Origin of the sequence: Rhodococcus sp. ARC_M12, assembly GCF_022810385.1 — a bacterium.
Lineage (GTDB): Bacteria > Actinomycetota > Actinomycetes > Mycobacteriales > Mycobacteriaceae > Rhodococcoides > Rhodococcoides navarretei.
Map to the genome: position 1 here is coordinate 143,178 of NZ_JALGQI010000010.1, position 20,100 is coordinate 163,277.

Annotated in this window: 15 protein-coding genes; 10 read left to right on the plus strand and 5 right to left on the minus strand. The window is 65.5% G+C overall.

The window, feature by feature from the left end:
• Nucleotides 1-8 precede the first annotated feature (8 nt).
• The gene (locus tag MTX35_RS14630) at nt 9-1,298 is read left to right on the plus strand and encodes an MFS transporter (protein ID WP_243595674.1); all 1,290 of its coding nucleotides are present in this window, start codon (nt 9-11) and stop codon (nt 1,296-1,298) included.
• A gap of 59 nt (nt 1,299-1,357) precedes the next feature.
• Nucleotides 1,358-2,860, plus strand: coding sequence for a DUF4185 domain-containing protein (locus MTX35_RS14635; protein ID WP_243595675.1), 1,503 nt, complete (start codon nt 1,358-1,360; stop codon nt 2,858-2,860).
• Between the two features lie 50 nt (nt 2,861-2,910).
• On the opposite strand, the gene MTX35_RS14640 is transcribed toward MTX35_RS14635, so the two are convergent.
• Nucleotides 2,911-4,377, minus strand: coding sequence for a CCA tRNA nucleotidyltransferase (locus MTX35_RS14640; protein ID WP_243595676.1), 1,467 nt, complete (start codon nt 4,375-4,377; stop codon nt 2,911-2,913).
• Nucleotides 4,378-4,478: 101 nt separating this feature from the next.
• On the opposite strand from MTX35_RS14640, the gene MTX35_RS14645 reads away from it, so the two are divergent.
• The 8 genes from MTX35_RS14645 to MTX35_RS14680 all read left to right on the plus strand — a co-directional run bounded on the left by MTX35_RS14645 (nt 4,479) and on the right by MTX35_RS14680 (nt 15,891).
• Nucleotides 4,479-5,069, plus strand: a complete 591-nt coding sequence (locus MTX35_RS14645; protein WP_243595677.1) for an NUDIX hydrolase — start codon at nt 4,479-4,481, stop codon at nt 5,067-5,069.
• Entirely contained in the window at nt 5,066-7,477 is a 2,412-nt protein-coding gene (locus MTX35_RS14650; RefSeq protein ID WP_243595678.1) for a glycoprotein, read from the plus strand. The genes MTX35_RS14645 and MTX35_RS14650 overlap by 4 nt, the downstream gene beginning before the upstream one ends.
• Entirely contained in the window at nt 7,474-11,604 is a 4,131-nt protein-coding gene (locus MTX35_RS14655; protein WP_243595679.1) for a lipid II flippase MurJ, read from the plus strand. The genes MTX35_RS14650 and MTX35_RS14655 overlap by 4 nt, the downstream gene beginning before the upstream one ends.
• 99 nt (nt 11,605-11,703) lie before the next feature.
• A complete protein-coding gene (gene sigM, locus MTX35_RS14660) occupies nt 11,704-12,285 on the plus strand; it encodes an RNA polymerase sigma factor SigM (protein ID WP_243595680.1) in 582 nt (193 codons plus the stop codon).
• A gap of 59 nt (nt 12,286-12,344) precedes the next feature.
• Nucleotides 12,345-13,076: a hypothetical protein gene (locus tag MTX35_RS14665; RefSeq protein WP_243595681.1), complete on the plus strand. Its 732-nt coding sequence runs from the start codon at nt 12,345-12,347 to the stop codon at nt 13,074-13,076.
• Nucleotides 13,077-13,203: 127 nt separating this feature from the next.
• A complete protein-coding gene (gene trxB / locus MTX35_RS14670) occupies nt 13,204-14,193 on the plus strand; it encodes a thioredoxin-disulfide reductase (RefSeq protein WP_243595682.1) in 990 nt (329 codons plus the stop codon).
• 34 nt (nt 14,194-14,227) lie between these two features.
• A complete protein-coding gene (trxA, locus tag MTX35_RS14675; protein ID WP_243595683.1) occupies nt 14,228-14,560 on the plus strand; it encodes a thioredoxin in 333 nt (110 codons plus the stop codon).
• Nucleotides 14,561-14,697: 137 nt separating this feature from the next.
• Nucleotides 14,698-15,891: an N-acetylmuramoyl-L-alanine amidase gene (locus tag MTX35_RS14680; protein WP_243595684.1), complete on the plus strand. Its 1,194-nt coding sequence runs from the start codon at nt 14,698-14,700 to the stop codon at nt 15,889-15,891.
• 33 nt (nt 15,892-15,924) lie between these two features.
• On the opposite strand, the gene MTX35_RS14685 is transcribed toward MTX35_RS14680, so the two are convergent.
• The 4 genes from MTX35_RS14685 to rsmG form a co-directional block, all read right to left on the minus strand.
• Complete coding sequence (locus MTX35_RS14685) at nt 15,925-16,605, minus strand: GNAT family N-acetyltransferase (RefSeq protein ID WP_243595737.1); 681 nt, start codon at nt 16,603-16,605, stop codon at nt 15,925-15,927.
• Between the two features lie 264 nt (nt 16,606-16,869).
• Nucleotides 16,870-17,946, minus strand: a complete 1,077-nt coding sequence (locus MTX35_RS14690; protein WP_243595685.1) for a ParB/RepB/Spo0J family partition protein — start codon at nt 17,944-17,946, stop codon at nt 16,870-16,872.
• 4 nt (nt 17,947-17,950) lie between these two features.
• Nucleotides 17,951-18,961, minus strand: a complete 1,011-nt coding sequence (locus MTX35_RS14695) for a ParA family protein (protein WP_243595686.1) — start codon at nt 18,959-18,961, stop codon at nt 17,951-17,953.
• Between the two features lie 90 nt (nt 18,962-19,051).
• Nucleotides 19,052-19,729, minus strand: coding sequence for a 16S rRNA (guanine(527)-N(7))-methyltransferase RsmG (rsmG, locus tag MTX35_RS14700; protein WP_243595738.1), 678 nt, complete (start codon nt 19,727-19,729; stop codon nt 19,052-19,054).
• Nucleotides 19,730-20,100 lie beyond the last annotated feature (371 nt).

Consider the following 20,100-nt stretch of genomic DNA (forward strand, 5'->3'; position numbering starts at 1 on the left):
TCCCGTCGGTGAACGACGCCTCCTTCCGTACCCGACTGCGCGAATCCCCGGGGGTCGGCAAGCTGACGACCGTTCGGTTCGCCGGTCAGTTCGGCGACGGGTTGTTCCAGGCAGCGCTCAGCGGTGCCATTCTGTTCAATCCGGAGCGCGCGACGAATCCGGCCGAGATCGCAGCAGGATTCGCCGTGCTGCTCGTCCCGTACTCGTTGGTGGGACCGTTCGCCGGAGCGCTGCTCGACCGCTGGGACCGCCGGTCGGTCCTGCTGTGGGCCAACATCGTTCGCATCGTGCTGATCATCACCACCGCGGTACTGCTGTGCGCAGGGGTGGACGCGACACCGTTGTTGCTGTTGGCCTTGGCCACCGTCGGGCTCAGTCGGTTCGTACTCGCGGGGGCGTCGGCGTCGCTACCCCACGTGGTTCGACAATCGTGGCTGGTGCCGATGAACTCGGTGCTGGCCACCGTCGGATCCGGATTCGCAGCGGCAGGTGCGGGCCTTGCGGTCGCGGTGATCGGTGCCGTCGGCGCCGGTGATCTCGGCTCGGGTATCGCCGTCGGTCTCGCGGCCACCGGATCGGTCGTCGGGGCTGCCGCCGCCGCGCGGTTCCGACCGCGATCTCTCGGTCCGGGTATCGGGAGCCACACCGACAGTCCCCTGAAAGACGTTGCGACAGGATTGAAATCGGGCGCACAGGCCGTCTGGCGCTCCGCCGGGGTCACGACCGCGATGCTCGGCATCGGCGCACACCGCATCGTGTTCGGCATCAACACCCTGATCATGGTGTTGATACTTCGCGAGAGCGCGGTAGAGAGCTCGCTTCCCGGCGGACTCGCCGGCTTCGGTATCGCTGTCGGGGCCACGGCGGTGGGCATGTTCCTCGCCGCCCTGATCACCCCCTTCGCCGTTCCGCGGTTCGGGCGCACCCGCACGATCGCTGCCGCACTGGTGCTCGCCATCGTGGCGCAACTCGCAGCCGTCTCGGGCCTGACGCAGACCAGCCTGCTGATCGGGGCCTTTCTCCTGGGCATCGCCGGACAGTCCGTCAAACTCAGCGGTGACGCTGCCATGCAGATCGAGATCGACGACGACCATCGTGGCCGCGTTTTCGCGTTGCAGGACACCGTGTTCAACGTGGCGTTCGTCGCCGCCCTCGCCGCTGCGGCCTTCGCGGTCGGCCCCGACACGACCGATCTGAGCCGGGACCCCACCGCGCACACGTTGGTGTTCGTCGGAGCGGGAATCTACGCCCTCGGCCTGGCCGCGGCGGTGCTGAACACCAGGCGCGCACGCCGCTGACGTGGTGTATCTTTCCGTATCGGACCGACAGGTTTCGTCGGAGAACACGGGGGCACCGCATGTACGGCCGCACGACGTCGATCGGCTGCATCCTCGCAGTTGCAGCAGGTACGGCCGTTCTTGCTGCGCCCCCCGCGTTCGCAACCCCGCCGCCGCCGGTGAACTCCTGTGGCGAAACAGGATTCGACCCCAAGGACTATCCACCCGAGCCCATCGGGCCGGGCAATCCGCCGCAGCTGCCACCGTTGCCGGACCGCGTGGTGATCCCCGTGCCGTATCCGTCGATCGAGCTGGTTCCGGTACCCGACCCGGCCCCGAACAACACCCGCGTGCAGGCGGAACCGCTGACCAACCCATGCGCGGACCCGTGCCCAGATCTCACCGACGACGCCGACACCCCGACATCGGGAACCGGCTCTGCTGACCATCTGCCGTTTCCACGCATCGAGATCGACCCGCAGGCCGAACCCATTCCCATCCCGATTCCCGGCCCCGGTGGTGCCCCGGGCACCCCGCCGCCCGCTCCCGCCGTCACCGCGGCGGAGCCCGGCCCGACGACGGTACCGCCGGTGGAATCTGCCGTCGGACACGTCGAGGTCGTCTCACAGCTGACCGGACCGGGATCGGAGAACCGCACCGACAAACGCTGGCAGGTCGACGGCACCGACCTCGGCATCATGTGGGAGAGCAAGCCCGGCGAGGTCGCCGTTGCGTTCGGCGATTCGTTCGGCAAGGGCTGGGAATTCGGCGTCGTCGGCGGCGACGACTGGCGCTCGAATGTGCTGGGACACAGCACCGACACCGACCTGTCCGACGGCATGACCCTCGATTCGATGGTGCAGGATTCGCGTTGTCACGCAGCCGAACTGCTGCCGTCGCGCAAGATCAAGAACTGGGAGACCACGGTCATCCCCACCTCCGGCTTCGCGATCGACGACCGGCAGTACATGTCCTACATGTCCATTCGGCGCTGGAGCACGATCCCCGGCATGTGGTGGACCAACTACGGCGGTATCGCCTACTCGGACGACAACGGGTCCACCTGGGTGAAGGACGAGCATGCCAAGTGGGACAACCTCTTCGGCTTCTCCAAGTTCCAGGTCTCGACGATGGTTCCGGCGGGGGAGTACGTCTACATGTTCGGCACCGTCAACGGACGCGCCGGGCAGGTCGGGCTCGCCCGCGTCCCGAAGGCGGACGTGCTGAACAAGACCGCCTACCAGTACTGGGTGAACGGCACCTGGGCTCCGGTCGGATCGAACGACGCCACCCCCATCGCCGACGGTATGGCCGGGGAACTGTCGGTCCATCACGACGAAGCCCGTGGCCTCTGGCGGATGACGTATCTCGATCCGCTACGCGGCGACATCGTTCTGCGCGAATCAAATTCGCCGCAGGGCCAGTGGACCGCACCGACCACCCTGATCGACACCGCCGAGTACCCCAAGACCTACGGCGGCTTCATCCACCCGTGGTCGACGGCGAACGACCTGTACTTCACCGTCTCGGAGTGGGACAGCTACAACGTGTACCTGGTCAAGGCCGAGCTGCGCTCGTCGTGAGCGGAAGTTCGTAGTGGGCTACGAAGTTTCGTGCACGTGCGCGGGACGCGCTACTGCGTCGGCCACCACTCGAGCAGCGCGGCTTCGGCGTCCTCGCGGGAGAGCGGACCCCGGTCGAGGCGCAGTTCCTTCAGGAATTTCCAGGCCTTGCCCACGTCGGGTCCGGCCGGAATGTTCAGCAACTCCATGATCGCGTTGCCGTCGAGGTCGGGCCGAACCCGCGCCAGATCTTCCTGCTCGGCGATGCGGGCGATGCGCTCTTCGAGATCGTCGTAGGTGGCCTGCAGAGCCGCAGCTCGACGCTTGTTCCTCGTCGTCGAGTCGGCTCGAACCAGCTTGTGCAGCTTGGGAAGTAGCTCGCCGGCATCGGTGGCGTAGCGGCGGACGGCCGAGTCGGTCCACTGACCCTTGCCGTAGCCGTGGAAACGCAGATGCAGGAACACCAGATGCGAGACGTCCTCGATCATCTTCTTCGAGTACTTCAACGCGCGCATACGCTTTCGCACCAGCTTGGCACCGACGACCTCGTGGTGATGGAAACTGACGCCACCGCCCGGCTCGTTTCGTTTGGTATCGGGCTTGCCGATGTCGTGCAGCAGTGCGGCCCAACGCAATACGAGATCGGGGTCGCCGTCCTCGAGATCGATCGCTTGCTTGAGCACGGTCAGCGAGTGCCAGTACACATCCTTGTGCTGGTGATGCTCGTCGATCTCGAGCTTCATGTCCGGGACCTCGGGAATGATGCGCTGGGCCAGCCCCGTCTCGCACATCACGTCGATGCCGTCGATCGGGTAGTCGCCGAGTATCAGCTTGTCCAGCTCGACCTGAATTCGCTCGGCGGTGATGCGGTCGATCTGCTCGGCCATGTCCTCGATGGCTCGGTGCACCCGAGGCATCAGCGTGAATCCGAGCTGGGAGACGAACCGAGCGGCCCGCAGCATGCGCAGTGGATCGTCACCGAACGAGGTTTCCGGTGCCGACGGGGTGTCGAGTACGCCCTCGAGCAGAGCGTCCATGCCGCCGAGCGGATCGACGAACTCCTGCCCGCCGTCGGCTCCGAGACGGACCGCCATGGCGTTGACGGTGAAATCGCGTCGAACGAGGTCTTCTTCGAGGCTGTTGCCGTACTGCACCTCGGGATTGCGGGAGACCTGATCGTAGGAATCGGTGCGATAGGTGGTGATTTCGATCGTCTGGCCGTCCTTGGCCGCACTGATGGTTCCGAATGCGATACCGGTGTCCCACTGATGATCGGCCCAGTCCGCCAGCAGCGACTGAACGTCCTGCGGCCTGGCGTCGGTGGTGAAATCCAGATCGGTTCCGAGTCGACCGAGAACCGCATCGCGCACAGTTCCGCCCACGAGGTAGAGCTCGTGCCCGGCCGCGGCGAACAGGGCGCCGAGCGGAGTCAACACCGGAGCGAGTTCACGCAACGTCACCGCAGCTCCGGCCAGCAACCTCTCCCGCCGGGCATCGGTGTGCTCGTCGGAAACGGAGGACAGGGACTGATCGGCCACGGTGGAAGAGCCTACTGGCGCTGCACCGAACGGATTGTCTCGGCCACTGACCGCGGTGCGGCACGGTCGAAGAGTGCGCAGAGGCAACTAGTATGGATCGGGTGTCTGCTGCCGAACGTGCGAACAGGAGCCGCCGCAACCCGCGGCGGCGTCAGGCACGCGCCGACACTCAAGCACCCAAGCTGCGGACGGTCCGCGAAACCTCGGCAGGCGGCCTGGTGGTCGACGGCCTCGACGGGCCACCGGCCAAGCGCTGCGCAGCCCTCATCGGCCGCACCGACCGTCGCGGACGCCTCCTCTGGTCCCTGCCCAAGGGTCACATCGAACAGGGCGAAACGGCCGAACAGACGGCAATGCGCGAGGTCGCCGAGGAAACCGGCATCCGCGGAACCGTCCTGGCCTCGCTGGGAAGCATCGATTACTGGTTCGTCACCGAGGGCCGACGCGTCCACAAGACCGTCCACCATTACCTGCTCCGATTCCTCGGCGGCGAACTCTCCGACGAGGATCTCGAGGTCACCGAGGTCGCGTGGGTCCCGCTGAACGAACTCCCGTCTCGACTCGCCTACGCCGACGAACGCAAACTCGCCGCCATCGCCACCCGCCTCATCGATGACATGAACACCGACGACACGAACAACGGCGACACGAGCGGCGGCCACTCGACCGCACCCACCCCCGGCGGGAAGTGAGCGTGCGGGCCCGGAAGGTCACTGCCGCCGCATTGACCTCGTTTCTGCTTGCGATCGCGCCGGCCATCGGCACTGCGGCTTTGATCCCCGAGCAACTTCCGAATGCCGCAGCCCAACCCGACGCCTCCGTCGGCGACTCGAGCGCCACCACCAGCGCGGTTCCCGATACTCCGATGACGCAGGCCGGTAACCCGTTCCTCACGCTGAGCATCGAGACCGTTGCGCCCTCCACCGTCACCACCAGCAGCGATCCGTTCGTGACCGTTCGCGCCACGGTGAGAAACACCGGAGACCGACGCGTCGACGACGTCAGTGTGCGCATGCAGGCTGCTACCGCCGTCGACACCACGGCCGGCCTGCGGACCTCGCTGACCCTCGACCAGGACAGCTTCGATCGCGTCGGAGATTTCGTCACGGTCGCCGAGTCCCTGGAGGAGGACGAGAGCCGCCAATTCGACATGTCGATGCAACTGCGCAGCACCACCGAGCCCTCACTGGGAATCGAGGCACCCGGCGTCTACCCGCTGTTGCTCAACGTCAACGGCACGCCCGAATACGGCGGAACCGCACGGCTCGACGACGCCCGCTTTCTCCTCCCGGTCGTCGGACTACCTCGCAACCCCGGCGAACTGGACCCCACCGCTCCCGACGCGATGCCGCTGCCTCCCAACACTCGCAATCCTGTCGCCATGACGGTGCTGTGGCCGCTGGCCGACATCCCTCGTCTGGCTGCCGGAATCCCCGGCTCGGTCGACGAACGCGTTCGGCTGATCGACGACGAACTCGCCGGTGAACTCGCCGATGGCGGACGTCTCGACACCCTGCTCAAAGCCGTCGAATTCGCGACGCAACCGGGCCTGGATCCCGACGGCAAGTTGGCGTCGAGCCTGTGTATCGGCATCGATCCCGATCTACTCGTCACCGTCTCGAACATGACCCGCGGCTACCTCGTCGTCGACAACCCGGCCGATCCCGCAGGCACGACCCGGGAGGGCACGGGAAGCGCAGCGGCAGCTCAATGGCTGTCCCGACTCGAAACGGTCGCGTCGAGCAGCTGCGTGACGGCGATGCCGTTCGCCCAGACCGATCTGGGGGCGGTGGCCGACATCGGCGATTCCACCCTGCTGAACAGCGCCGTGAGCGCCCCGGCAGACATCGTCGACGGCATCCTCGGCATCAGCTCGACCCGAGGTTTCACCTGGAGCACCACCGGTGGGGTCGACGCCGGCACCGCCGATGCCCTGCGATCGGCCGGCACCGACACCGTGCTGGTCGCCGACAACAGCATCAGCCCGCCCACCTCGGCACCCACGTCACTACTGGTGTCGACCGACACCCAGCCGTCGGAAACCCAGCCGACCGAGACCTTGGCCGCTACCCACTACGACTCGGCCACTGCGGCGGCGCTGGCCGGAGTCGGAGACATCCCGTCCACGCCCGCTCTGACCCCTGCCGAGCAACGCTTCGACCTGGCCGCCGACTCGCGCACCGCACGCCTGCAGGACGCGCTCGGAGCCGTCAACTTCCATGCACTCGTCGGGGCGGATCGCCCTGGACGCAGCGTCACCGTCGCGCCCCCGCAGTACTGGACCGCCGGGGGAGACGAGCCGTCAGCCATTCTGTCGACGGTGTCCTCGCTGCTGCGTTCCGGTCTGGCGACGCCGCGCCCACTGGCCGATCTACTCGCCGAGCCGACCTCCGGACTACCGGTGACCAGCATCGACGCGGCCACCGAGCTCGACGCCGGAACCATCGACCTGGTGCGATCGCAGAGCTCCCGGATAGACACGCTGATGCAATCGCTCGTCGAGGATCCCCAGTCGGCGCTGACCCCGCGCCTGTACACCGCCCCGCTGCGCGAGGACATGCTGCGCGCACTGTCGACGGCGGGTCGCGCCAGCGCCGTCAGCGAGGAGACCGGAGCCATGGCGCGCGATCGACTGACCGCCACCCGCATCGGACTGGACACCATCTACGGCTCGGTGACCGTGCTGGCACCTGGCGGTGTCTACACCCTCGCCTCGGAACAGAGCCCACTGCTCCTCGTTGCGCGCAACGACCTTCCCGTCCCGGTCAACGTGCTGCTGCGAGTCGATGCGCCGCCGGAGATGACGATCAGTGACGTCGGTGTGAACCAACTTCCGGCCCGCGGATCTCGCACCATCACCGTGCCGGCCGAGGTGGACGACACCCGCAACCTGTCCGTCGACTTCTCGGTCACGACCCTCGACGGTTCCCGGCTCGGTGAGGTGTCGACGGTATCCGTGCGATCGAACGCATACGGCCAGGCGCTGGCCGTCATTACCGCCTGCGCCGGCGCTCTCCTACTGTTACTTGCAGGTCGACGCCTCTGGCATCGATTCAGAGGTCAACCCGACCCGGCCGACGAAGGGTACGAGAGACCATGACAGGCAACGTCCCGTACGACGGCGACCTGCCGCGGTCGCGGATGCCCGCATCGCAGGTGTTCCGACGCACGACGCCACCGCGGTCCGCACCCTGGGAGCGGCAGTCGCGGCCGGAGCTGCGGTCGTACCCGGCACCGCCGCCGCTGGACGGTCAGCCCGCCGCCGACGACGCCGTCACCCAGCTCATTCCGCGGTTCCGCGAGGAGGACTACCCGCAGCAACCGTCCGGCACGGTTCCGCCGACGGAGATTCCGCCGAGCGGACCCGAGTCCGCACCGCGACCGGAACCGAAACCGCAGAAGTCACTGCTGGCCGCGTCGGGCTCGATCGCGGTGGCGACCCTGGTCAGCCGCATCACCGGCTTCGCCAAGCAAGTAGCCATGACGGCTACCCTCGGCGCGGCGCTGGCCAGTGCATTCACCGTCTCGACGATTCTGCCGAACATGATCTCCGAGCTCGTTCTCGGCGCGGTATTGGGAGCGATCGTCGTTCCGGTGCTGGTGAGGGCGGAGCAGGAGGACGCCGACGGCGGACGGGCGTTCGTTCGACGCCTCTTCACCATCGCGGTGGCGCTGCTCGGAACCGTGGCGCTCGCCGCAACGATCGCAGCCCCGTTGTTGGCGCGACTGATGCTCGACGGCGATCCGAAGGTCAACGAGAACCTGACCATCGCGTTCACCTATCTGGTGCTGCCCGCGCTGATGTTCTACGGGCTCTCCGGCCTACTCACGGCCGTGCTCAACACCCGGCAGAACTTCAAGCCCGGGGCCTGGGCACCGGTGTTCAACAACCTGGTCGTGCTCGCCGTCTTCGCCCTGTACCCCTTCGTGCCGGGCGAGATCACCCTGAACACGATCGAAATGAGCAACCCCAAAATTCTCGTTCTCGGCCTCGGCGTCACCGCCGGTGTCATCACCCAGGTCGTGGCGCTGATCCCGGCGCTGCGCCGCGAACGCATCGACCTGCGTCCACTGTGGGGATTCGACGAGCGCCTGAAGAAGTTCGGCGCGATGGCCGCGGCAATCGTGCTCTACGTCGTCATCAGCCAGATCGGGCTGATCGTCGCCACCAGGATCGCATCGGGCACCGACGATGCGAGCAACGTGATCTATTCGCAGGCCTGGATCGTGCTGCAGTTGCCCTACGGCATCCTCGGCGTGACGGTTCTGACGGCCATCATGCCCAGGCTCAGCCGCAACGCCGCCAACGGTGACACCCCGTCCGTCGTCGACGATCTCTCGGTCGCCACCCGCCTGACGATGGTCGCACTGGTCCCGATCGTCGTGTTCCTGACCTTCGCGGGGCCGTGGGTGGGCGAGGCGCTGTACGGCTTCGGCCGGTTCGCCGAGGTCGCACCCAGACTCGGCGAGGCCGTGAGCTGGTCGGCCTTCTCCCTCATCCCGTACGCCCTGGTCCTGATCCACCTGCGGGTCTTCTACGCCCGCGAGAAGGCCTGGACACCGACCTGGATCATCCTCGGCATCACGGCCGTCAAGATCGGCCTGTCGTTGCTCGCCCCGATCGTTGCGTCCTCGCCCGAGCAGGTGGTGCTGCTCCTCGGTGCGGCGACCGGCCTGGGCTATACCGTCGGCGCGATCATCGGCGGATACCTGCTGCACAAGAGCCTGGGTAGCCTGCGGATGGCCAACGTCGGCAAGACCATCTGGCTGGTCCTCATCGCCTCGCTCGCAGGTGGTGCGGCCATGCTCGCGATCGACCGGATCCTGGGTCTCGACGCCCTGATGAACGGCTGGGTCGGCAACTTCGCCCGCGTCGCGATCGACGCCGTCATCATGCTCGGCATCACGTTCTCGATCCTCTGGTTCGGCAAGATTCCCGAGGTTCTGGCCGTCACCGTGGCCCTGAGCCGGCTCGTTCGCAGATTCCGCGGGGGGACGGCACCACAGGAGGCGGATCTCGCCGCTGCAGAAACGGGCGTGATTCCGGTTATTCGAACCGAGCCCACATGGGACACTGCGCGGGATCGGCTCCCGTACCCTGGTCATCGGCACCCGGGGGCACAAGCCTCCGCAGGTCGACCGTTCGCAGAACGACACGGGGCATATTCGCCTGAAGGAGTAACAGTGACCGACGACGATGTTGCTGGGGGGCCGGCACAGTCTCCAGCAAACGAAGCCGACCGAACGAGCGGCGGAGTCGAAGTCGACACCCAGGACCGCAGCGAACCCGTGAAGACCCCTGCGTCGACATCACCTGCGTCGAAGTCACCGGCACAGAATGCAGCCACGACTCCCGAGCAGGACGACGAGAAGTCGGCCGACAAGGCGACTCCCGCCGAGTCCGCTGACAGCAAGCCTGCTGCGAAGCCGGCCGACAAGACGATTTCCATCTCCAAGGCCGCCCTCGCGGCGCGTCCGACCGACAAGACCGTGTCCATCTCGAAGGCGAAACTGCCGGTCGAAGGCCCCATCGAGAAGAAGGGGACGCAGGAGTCCGAGCCCGAGCCGAAGTCCGAGTCGGACGCCGATTCCGAGAAGACCACGGTGACACCCGCGACGGCGACCGACGCATCCAGCGCGGACACGGCCGCTGCGGCCGCTCCCGCGAGCGTTCCCGGACGCACCCTCCGCGGCCCCACGCTCATTCCCGGTGCCTCGGTTGCGGGCGGACGATACCGACTGCTGACCCCGCACGGTGGCGCGCGCGGGCTCAAGTTCTGGCAGGCCCACGACGTCAAACTCGACCGCGAGGTCGCGCTGACATTCGTCGACGCCGATCAACAGTCCACCGCGTCGACCGACGACCGCACGCAGGGACCGCAGGCCATTCTCTCGCGCACGCTTCGTCTGGGTCGGATCAACTCGCCCGGCCTCGCACGTGTGCTCGACGTGGTGCGCGGCAGCTCCGGCGGCATCGTCGTCGCCGAATGGACGCCCGGCCGATCACTGCGCGAAATGGCCGACACCGTCCCTGCCCCCACCGGCGCCGCTCGCGCGATCAAGGTTCTCGCTGCAGCCGCCGAAGCGGCGCACCGCAGCGGCGGTGCACTGTCGATCGATCACCCGGATCGCGTCCGCATCAGCACCAGCGGCAATGCCGTCCTCGCGTTCCCCGCGACACTGGCCGACGCAGACCCCAGCTCGGACGTCCGCGGACTCGGCGCGATGCTCTACGCCCTGATCACCGCCAGGTGGCCGCTGTCCGAGACCACCGGCGGTGCCGTCGTATCCGGCGATGCAGCTCCGGCCCGCAGCGTCGGCGGTATGCGTCCGGCCGACCGTGACGACAAGGGTGCGCCGCTCGAGCCGCGGCAGATCCGTCCGGATGTTCCGTTCGAGATCTCCGCCGTCGCAGTGCGGGCGCTGGAACAGAACAGCGGAATCCGGACCGCTGCCACCGTGCAGCACGTCCTCGATCAAGCAGCCGTCGTCAACGACAAGACGGATCTGATGCCTGCTCTACGGCTGGGCCAGCGGGCACCCGGTGCCAGTGGGCACTCGCTCGCAGATCCCGAGGAGATCGCAGCCGAGAAGGCCAAGTCGATGCGCACCAACATCGCCATCGCGGTACTCGGTGCCCTGACTGTGATCGTTCTCGCGTTCGCCGGCTTCTGGCTGTTCACCTCGATTGCCGGTAACGACACCGACACCCCCCTCGACAGCCAGGAATTCGGCCTGACGACTCCGGCCGAGGCACCGCCCGCAGCCGATCCCGCGGCACCCCCGGCTCCGACCGGTGGACCGGTGGCGATGAACGACGTCGGTGTGTTCTCCCCCCAGGGTTCCGCCGACAATCCGGGCACCGCCTCCAACGTGATCGACAACGACCCCGGTACCGAGTGGACGACCGACTCGTACTTCCAGCAGTTCCCGGCTCTGAAGAACGGCGTCGGGCTGCTCGTGTCCATCCCGTCGTCGACACTGCAGAATGCGTGGATCGAATCGACGTCTCCGGGAACCGTCGTCGAGATCAGGTCGGCCCCCAACGACTCTCCCAGCCTCAGCGACACCACGCTGCTCGGTGAAGCCACCCTGCAGAACGGTAGAACCGACATCCCTCTCACCGATGCGGAGCCCACCGGAAACGTGCTCGTCTGGATCACCACGCTGTCGGAGCAGGGCGGCCGGATCGCGTCATCGATCTCCGAGATCGGTTTCGACTCCTGAATCCAACTTTCGGTAGCTGAAACGGGTTCGTTTCGTACTTCACGGTCTCGATGGCCTAGGCTCCCCCCAATGCGTTAACACGGGGGGAGCCGTTTTCGTATGACTGAACGTGCCGATTCGGTGCCGGGGGGGCGCACGGATGCGGAACTTCTCGCTGCCCACGCGGCCGGGGAGCCGAACGCCTTCGCCACGCTGATCTACCGACACCACGAACATCTATGGCTGACGGCCCGCCGCACCAGCTACACACCGGAGGACGCCTCCGATGCTCTGCAGGAGGCGTTGCTCTCCGCGCACCGCACAGCCGGATCGTTTCGCGCCGACGCCGCCGTCCGCAGCTGGTTGCACAAGATCGTCGTCAACGCGTGCCTCGACCGGATCCGCCGAAACAAGGCACGGCCCTCGGTTCCTCTGAGCGAGAACGAAAGTCACGAGCCGGTGTCGCCGAGGGACCGAATCTCGGAGACGGAGACGAGCATTCTCGTTCGACAGGCTCTGATGACCTTGCCGCCGGATCAGCGCGCGGCCGTCGTCATCGTGGACATGGAGGGCTACTCGGTGGCCGACGCTGCCGAATTGCTCGGCGTTCCCACCGGTACCGTCAAGAGTCGATGCGCCCGTGGCCGACTCAAACTGTCGACGCAGCTCGCCTACTTGAAAGACGCGGGGAACCGAATCTAGACCCCTCGCGTCTATATCGTGTGAGAGACAAAGCAGATTCGGCGAAGGGAGGCAGGAACGTGTCGTCGAGCACCGACTCGCTACCCGATGCCCCGTTCTCGCCGGAGCTGCTGGCCGAGCTGCATGCGGACGCGCTTCCCGATGACGTCAGCGAACGTCTGTGGCCGCTGGTTCGACTCGACGAGGAATCGATGCGCGTACTTGCCGGTCTCGACGCGGTGTCGGCCCGACTGCACGAGATGGGCGAGGATCCGAACGGAACGTTGGCAATTCCGGCCGACGTCGCTCGGCAGATCGATCGCACGATTCACACGGTCGAACAGTCGACGCCCCCGGTGGGCGTCGTCGTCCCACTCCGTCCGCGACGGCACCGTACGGTACTCCGAATCGCCGCTGCGGCAACACTTCTCGCGGCCGGATCGCTCGCGGCCGTAGCGGTCTGGCACACCCCCGAGGAACCCGAGTCGATCGCTGCCGACCCGTCACCGGGTCCGGATTCCGCTCTGGTTCTCGATTCCGCCGATCTCGATTCCGGTGTCGCATTCGGCATCATCGGCAAACGCGATCCCGGCGCACTGGCCGATCCGGTCGATCTCGCAGCCTGTCTGCGGTCCAACGATGTGGATCCGGCCACCACCGTTCTGGGATCGAGTCAGGTACGGGTCGACGGCCGAGACGGCACTCTGCTGGTCCTCGCCGGAGCGCAGCCGGCCCAGTTCATCGCCCTTGCGGTGGGCAACGATTGCGGTGGTACCAACCCCGACGTCCTGACGCGGCGCGATATCGGCTGACACATCTCTCTCCGGGGAACAACTGCCTCTAGGGTGGTGTTGACCAGATGTACGTCGACCGGCGCGTGCAGTGTGCACCCGGCTGTCGGCGCCCAGTAACACGCCGCACAAGATCGGAAGGTCTGCATTGAGTACCCCCAAGGTTCACGATCTCATCATCGTCGGTTCGGGACCGGCCGGTTATACCGCCGGTGTCTACGCGGCCCGCGCAGAACTGGAACCGATCCTGTTCGAGGGAACGCAGTTCGGCGGCGCGCTGATGACGACCACCGAGGTCGAGAACTTCCCCGGCTTCCGCGAGGGCATCATGGGCCCCGATCTGATGGAGCAGATGCGTGAGCAGGCCGGCCGATTCGGTGCCGACATCCGCACCGAGGACGTCGAGGAGCTGGACCTGACGGGTCCGATCAAGACGGTCTCCGCAGGCGGTGAGACCTACCGCGCACGCGCGATCATTCTCGCCATGGGCGCAGCAGCTCGCTACCTGTCCATCCCGGGCGAGGAGAAGTTGCTCGGCCGCGGCGTCAGCGCCTGCGCCACCTGCGACGGATTCTTCTTCCGCGATCAGGACATCGCCGTCATCGGTGGTGGCGATTCCGCCATGGAGGAAGCGACCTTCCTCACCCGTTTCGCGCGCAGCGTCACCGTCGTGCACCGCCGCAGCGAGTTCCGGGCGTCGCGCATCATGCTCGAGCGCGCCAAGAACAACGACAAGATTCGCTTCCTCACCGACACCAAGGTGCTCGAGGTCCTCGGCGACACCAGCGTCACCGGGATTGCACTCGAGCACGCCGTGACCGGCGAGAAGACGACCCTGGACGTGACCGGGATGTTCGTGGCGATCGGTCACGATCCCCGCAACGAACTGGTCAAGGGCCAGGTCGAGCTCGACGACGGCGGCTATGTCAAGGTCGCCTCGCCGTCCTCGGCCACCTCCGTCGAGGGCGTGTTCGCTGCCGGCGACCTCGTCGACCACGTGTATCAGCAGGCCATCACCGCTGCGGGTACGGGTTGCACCGCCTCGATCGACGCCGAGCGCTGGTTGGCCGAGCAAGGCGACATCACCAGCAACACGCTCGAGCACGCCGACCAGCCGGTCGACGCCGTCAACGCCTGACCACCACCGAGTTTCACACATCGAGGAGATACACATGTCCGACGCCAAGAGCACAGTCACCATCACCGACGCATCGTTCGTCGACGATGTGCTGACCAGCGAAAAGCCCGTTCTGGTCGACTTCTGGGCCACCTGGTGCGGCCCGTGCAAGATGGTCGCTCCGGTTCTCGAGGAGATCGCGGCCGAGCACAAGGACAAGCTCACCATCGCCAAGCTCGATATCGACGCCAACCCGCAGGCTGCGCGCGACTTCAAGGTCATGTCGATTCCGACGCTCATCCTCTTCCAGGGTGGCAAGCCGATCAAGCAGATCGTCGGTGCCAAGGGCAAGGCCGCACTGCTCAAGGACCTCGAAGGCGTTATCTGACTCACCCTCGATTGGTGTGGATTGCCGAAGAAGCGCGTCTTTCTGCGACAATCATCTGATGTGCCGATGCTTGGCGTCGGCACATCAGTGCACCGAACCGCGGTAGCCGTCAGGACGATCGAGAGGGTCTTTCCAGCATGCAGGAGCTCAGTCACGGCGATTCCGGACCCGCCGTCGCCGAGGTCCGCGGCACTCTCTCGGCCCTCGGTTTCCTCCACGAGGCCGTGGTCCCGCCCGGCCCGATGGACGACGGCCACTGGACGGCTCCGGGCTCCGTGTTCGACCGAGCTCTCGACGGTGCTGTTCGCGCCTTCCAGCAACACCGCGGCCTCTTGGTCGACGGCGTCGTCGGCCCCGCTACCTACCGCGCGCTGAAAGAAGCGTCGTACCGCCTCGGCGCGCGCACCCTCATCTACCAGTTGTCTGCTCCGCTGTACGGCGACGATGTCGCCTCTCTGCAGACGCGATTGCAGGATCTCGGTTTCTACAGCGAGCGCGTCGACGGCTTCTTCGGTCCTCGTACGCACGAGGGCCTGTCCTCGTTCCAGCGTGAGATCGGCTTGTCGCCGGACGGCATCTGTGGGCCCGCCACCCTGCGTTCGCTCGATCTACTCGGCACGCGGGTCACGGGCGGGTCCCCGCATGCCATGAGCGAGGAAGAACTCGTCCGCAAGTCCGGACCACAGCTGACCGGCAAGCGCATCGTCATCGATCCCGATCTGGGTGGAGCCGACACCGGCCGAATCGTCGACGGTCCGCTCGGCCGAGTGTCGGAGTCGGAAATTCTGTGGGATCTGGCCAGTCGCCTCGAAGGCCGCATGGCCGCGACCGGAATGGAGACTTTCCTTTCTCGTGCGCGCGGCACCAATCCTTCTGTCGCCGATCGCGCGGAGACGGCCAACGCCTGGGGTGCCGATCTGATGATCTCGTTGCGATGCGCGTCGAGCACCAGTCCGGTGGCCAACGGCGTCGCAAGTTTCCACTTCGGCAATTCGCACGGTTCCACGTCCATGATCGGCCAGGTACTGACAAGTTATGTGCAGCGTGAAATCGTAGCCCGCACACCGCTTCTCGATTGCCGCAGCCATGGCCGGACGTGGGATCTGTTGCGCCTGACCAACATGCCGACCATACAGATCGACCTCGGCTACCTCACCAACGAATCCGACGTCGATGTGCTCAGCGACCCGCGGTACCGCGACATCATCGCCGAAGCAATTCTGATCGCCGTGAAGCGGCTGTACCTGCTGGGTCAGGACGATCAGCCGACCGGAACGTTCACGTTCGCCGAACTTCTGGCCGAAGAGCTCGCCGCAGCCGATCGTCCCTGACCTCGACCGGTCGACGCGTACGACCGAGTTCTGTCAGCGCGCTCCGACCGTCGACTTCTGCTCGATGTCGACGACGGAGATACTGGCTGCGATCAGCAGTTGTTCGAGCGCCGATTCGACGTCCTGCTTCCATCCGTGATCGCGATCGAGCTCGAGCCTCAGTCTCGGGAATCTGTGATGGGGAGCGATCACCTCGAAGCCAACCTTCTCGAGGAAGTCCGCTTCGATCATGCACGTCGATGCCGAACACGTCAGCTGTGCGGTGGCGTTCGGAACCACCGACGCAGCATCGTCGGCGTTGCGACGAATACCGAACGCCTCGAGCGCACGGACTCCACGATTGACGAGATCACCGACCACTGCCTGAATCAACGTGGCCGAGTGCAGGTCGGCGTCGTCCGGTGAATCGATCCTCAGTTGGGTCAACAGAACGGCGTCGTGGCTGACCGGAGACGTCGGGAACGTCGTTGCGCGAGGGACTGCACGGGGTGGGCAGTAGAGGGCGCATCCGATCGTGGTGCCGTCGACGGACAGCAACTGCCCACACGACCCCCATTCGAGCATGATGGTCGACAGCCACACTTCGTTCTCGAATTCGAGGTCGACCGAGGAACTCTCCGACGCGGGATCGAGAACCCAGAAGCTGCACCGCCGCGAATGCGTCGGCAAGTGCTCGAACGAACCGAGCGTCACTCCGGTCACCATCGCCGACACCACTTACCTCAGCCTTCGTGCTCTCGTTCTCCGCGAGAATTCTCGATCGGAGCCGATCAGCTCCTCGACCAGGATGTCACACGGGTCGTTCCGCAGGCTACAGTCCTGCGATGCGATCACCTGTCCCGTCGGGTGGAGCCGATCATTCAAATGTGTTGCATCACAATATTTTTCGATCGGATTGCGAGTTTTCGGGACTGTCTCCGACCGAGCTACGTCACAGTGACGTTTCGCCCGCATATGGATGGTCCTGAAAATTCGCGGCTACTTTTTCTTCTGAGCTTCCATCATCTCGACGATCCTCTGAAGGTCGTCGACCGACCCGAACTCGACCACGATCTTGCCTTTTCGCTTGCCGAGACTGACCGTCACGCGAGTGTCGAACGAATCCGAGAGCCGATCTGCGACGTCTTGAAGGCCCGGCATCTGGATCGGCTTGCGCCGGGGTGCCGGTTCCGGGTTCGTACCGTCCTCGCGATTGGCGAGTGTGACGGCCTCTTCGGTGGCACGAACGGACAGGCCCTCGGCGACGATGCGCGCCGCCAACGACTCCTGCGCATCCGAACCAGCGTCGAGCGAGAGCAATGCGCGGGCATGTCCGGCCGACAGAACCCCTGCCGCGACTCGTCGCTGAACGGGAATCGGCAGCTTCAACAGACGGATCATGTTGGTGACGACCGGACGTGATCGCCCGATTTTCGCAGCGAGTTCCTCGTGTGTGACGTCGAATTCTTCGAGCAACTGTTGGTACGCGGCCGCTTCTTCGAGCGGATTGAGCTGCACTCGATGGATGTTCTCGAGCAGTGCGTCCCGCAACATCGCGTCGTCTGCAGTCTCCCGAACGATCGCGGGGATCGTTTCGAGGCCGGCTTCTTGGCTTGCACGCCATCGGCGCTCGCCCATGACGAGCTGATATTTTGCGTCTCCGGCAGCAGCGGAACCCGATACGAGACGAACGACGATGGGCTGCATGAGCCCGAATTCGCGGATCGAGTGCACCAGTTCGGCGAGCGATTCGTCGTCGAAGACGTGCCTCGGCTGCTTCGGGTTCGCCTCGATTCGATCCGGTGAGATCTCACGATAGACGGCGCCGACGGGGGAGAGGTCGTCACCATTGAGCACCGGCGGGGTGGGTGTAGGTGCTGTGGCGATCTCGGTGAGGTCCTCGGCCGGAGCAGTTCGCTTCGGCTTGGTGGATGTATCCGGACGGTCGGCGGCGTTTCGGTCCGCTCCGATTATCACGTCTGCCGCAGCGTTGCCGAGGCGTGGCCCGGCATCAGGTCCGGTGGGGATCAGTGAGGCCAGGCCGCGACCCAGACCACCCTTACGTGTTTGACTCATCTGGCTACTTCTTTCGTGCTTCGTCGATGCCGGCCGAACGTGCAGCGAGCTCTCGTCCGGCGTCCAGGTAGCTCATCGCACCGCGTGAACCGGGGTCGTAGTCGAGCACCGTCATGCCGTATCCGGGTGCCTCCGAGACCTTCACACTCCGAGGAATGACGGCGCGTAGGACGGCGTCCCCGAAGTGCTTGCGTACCTCTTCCGCGACCTGGTCTGCCAACTTCGTGCGCCCGTCGTACATCGTCAGGATCACCGTGGAGACGTGCAGTTCGGGATTGAGATGAGACTGCACCAGTTCGATATTGCGGAGGAGCTGACCGACGCCTTCGAGCGCGTAGTACTCGCACTGAATAGGAATGAGAACCTCGGTCGCAGCCACGAGCGCGTTGACGGTCAACAGACCGAGCGACGGGGGGCAGTCGATCAGGATGAAGTCGGCGTCGATCCCGCCGAGCTCCTCCACCGACAGCGCCGTCTTGAGACGGCCTTCGCGAGCGACCATCGACACCAGTTCGATCTCGGCTCCGGCGAGGTCGATGGTTGCTGGAATGCAGAACAACCTCTCGCTGTGCGGACTCTGCTGAACCGCGTCTTTCGCGCTCACCTCACCGATGAGCACCTCGTAGCTCGACGGCACACCCGAATGATGCTCGACGCCCAAAGCGGTGCTGGCGTTGCCCTGAGGGTCGAGATCGACCACCAGAACGGTCAGTCCCTGCAGCGCGAGTGCGGCAGCCAGATTCACAGCGGTAGTGGTCTTACCGACACCGCCTTTCTGATTGGCGATCGTCAGCATGCGTCGCTTCGCCGGCTTCGGAAGGGACACCGATCCCGGATGCAGAACCTGGCTGGCTCGATGCGCGGCCGCACCGATCGGAGTGTCGTTCGGTGAGATCGCGTTCGTGTACTCGAACCCGGAGCCGGTCTTCACTCCCGACTCCCTACCCGAACTACTCGACGCGTTTTTCTTGGACGCTGTTTCACGTGAAACAGCGGGATCGGACCCACCCGACATATGTGCTCCTTAGTGCGGAACTGACTGTGTTCAATACGTTCGCTACGTTCGATCGGATCGAGCGCGGGACTCGCGAGCCCACAATCGACATCAGTGACGACTCAGTCTCCGCGGCTCACGCACCGCTCTGACCACGATGGTGGGGGTGGGCAACAGACCCACTCCGCACTCCACTACCTCCAGCTTGCCAGCACCCATCCGAGTGAGGGAAGTCCGGTCACGTTCGATCTCTTCCGCAGCGCTCGACCCCTTCAGAGCGAGCATCCGGCCTCGCTCGTGAACCAGGGGGAGCGACCACTTCGCAAGCTTCTCGAGCGGGGCCACTGCCCTCGACGTGACCACGTCGGCGCCGCCTGCTTCTTTCTTGACGCCGGGCTGTTCTGCGCGTCCGCGTACGACCAAGATGTTCAGGTCCAGTTTGTCGATGAACTCCGCAAGGTAGACGGTGCGTCTTAGAAGCGGTTCGACAAGTGTCACGCGGAGATCAGGGCGGGCGATCGCCAAGGGAATGCCAGGCAGTCCGGCGCCGCTCCCGACATCGACGACGGTCTCGCCTTCGTCGATCAGCTCTCCGATCGCGGCGCAATTGAGGATGTGTCGCTCCCACAACCGCGGGACTTCTCGCGGTCCGATGAGGCCACGCTCCACGCCCGCCGTCGCCAGCGAGTCGTGATATCGCTGTGCCATCTCGAGACGATCGCCGAAGATCTGCTCTGCGACGGCCATCAACTGGGTGCTGTCCACGCCTTCTTGTTCCACGTGAAACATCTTCCCGTGCCTGGGCACCGAACGCCAAACGATAGCGATACAACTCCTCGAAACGGCGCTTCCAGGTCACATTCGTCGACCATGGATGCGACGCGTAACCGTGTGCACGGAGAAGTCCGCCGTCCGATGAAGACATGTCGGCTGTCCGGCGCGACACCCCCTGAATGAACCACTCGCAACACAGCGAGCCGCGCGGCAAGGCGTCGTTCGGATCGCTCCCGTCGTACCCCAGAAGCAGTCCCGCTCGAACGGACACTTCTGCCATGTTTCACGTGAAACTGCAGCGGCGATGGATGGCGCCATCACGCGGTCGTCGTCACTTGATCAGCTCGATCCATGCGCCGACACGGGGAGACGTAGCCCGAACAATC

Bases quoted from the DNA above. Each gene is read 5' to 3' on its own strand.
- MTX35_RS14635 (WP_243595675.1), top strand. From the start codon at position 1,358: ATGTACGGCCGCACGACGTCGATCGGCTGCATCCTCGCAGTTGCAGCA.
- MTX35_RS14655 (WP_243595679.1), top strand. From the start codon at position 7,474: ATGACAGGCAACGTCCCGTACGACGGCGACCTGCCGCGGTCGCGGATG.
- sigM (WP_243595680.1), top strand. From the start codon at position 11,704: ATGACTGAACGTGCCGATTCGGTGCCGGGGGGGCGCACGGATGCGGAA.
- trxA (WP_243595683.1), top strand. From the start codon at position 14,228: ATGTCCGACGCCAAGAGCACAGTCACCATCACCGACGCATCGTTCGTC.
- MTX35_RS14680 (WP_243595684.1), top strand. From the start codon at position 14,698: ATGCAGGAGCTCAGTCACGGCGATTCCGGACCCGCCGTCGCCGAGGTC.
- MTX35_RS14690 (WP_243595685.1), bottom strand. From the start codon at position 17,946: ATGAGTCAAACACGTAAGGGTGGTCTGGGTCGCGGCCTGGCCTCACTG.
- MTX35_RS14695 (WP_243595686.1), bottom strand. From the start codon at position 18,961: ATGTCGGGTGGGTCCGATCCCGCTGTTTCACGTGAAACAGCGTCCAAG.
- rsmG (WP_243595738.1), bottom strand. From the start codon at position 19,729: ATGTTTCACGTGGAACAAGAAGGCGTGGACAGCACCCAGTTGATGGCC.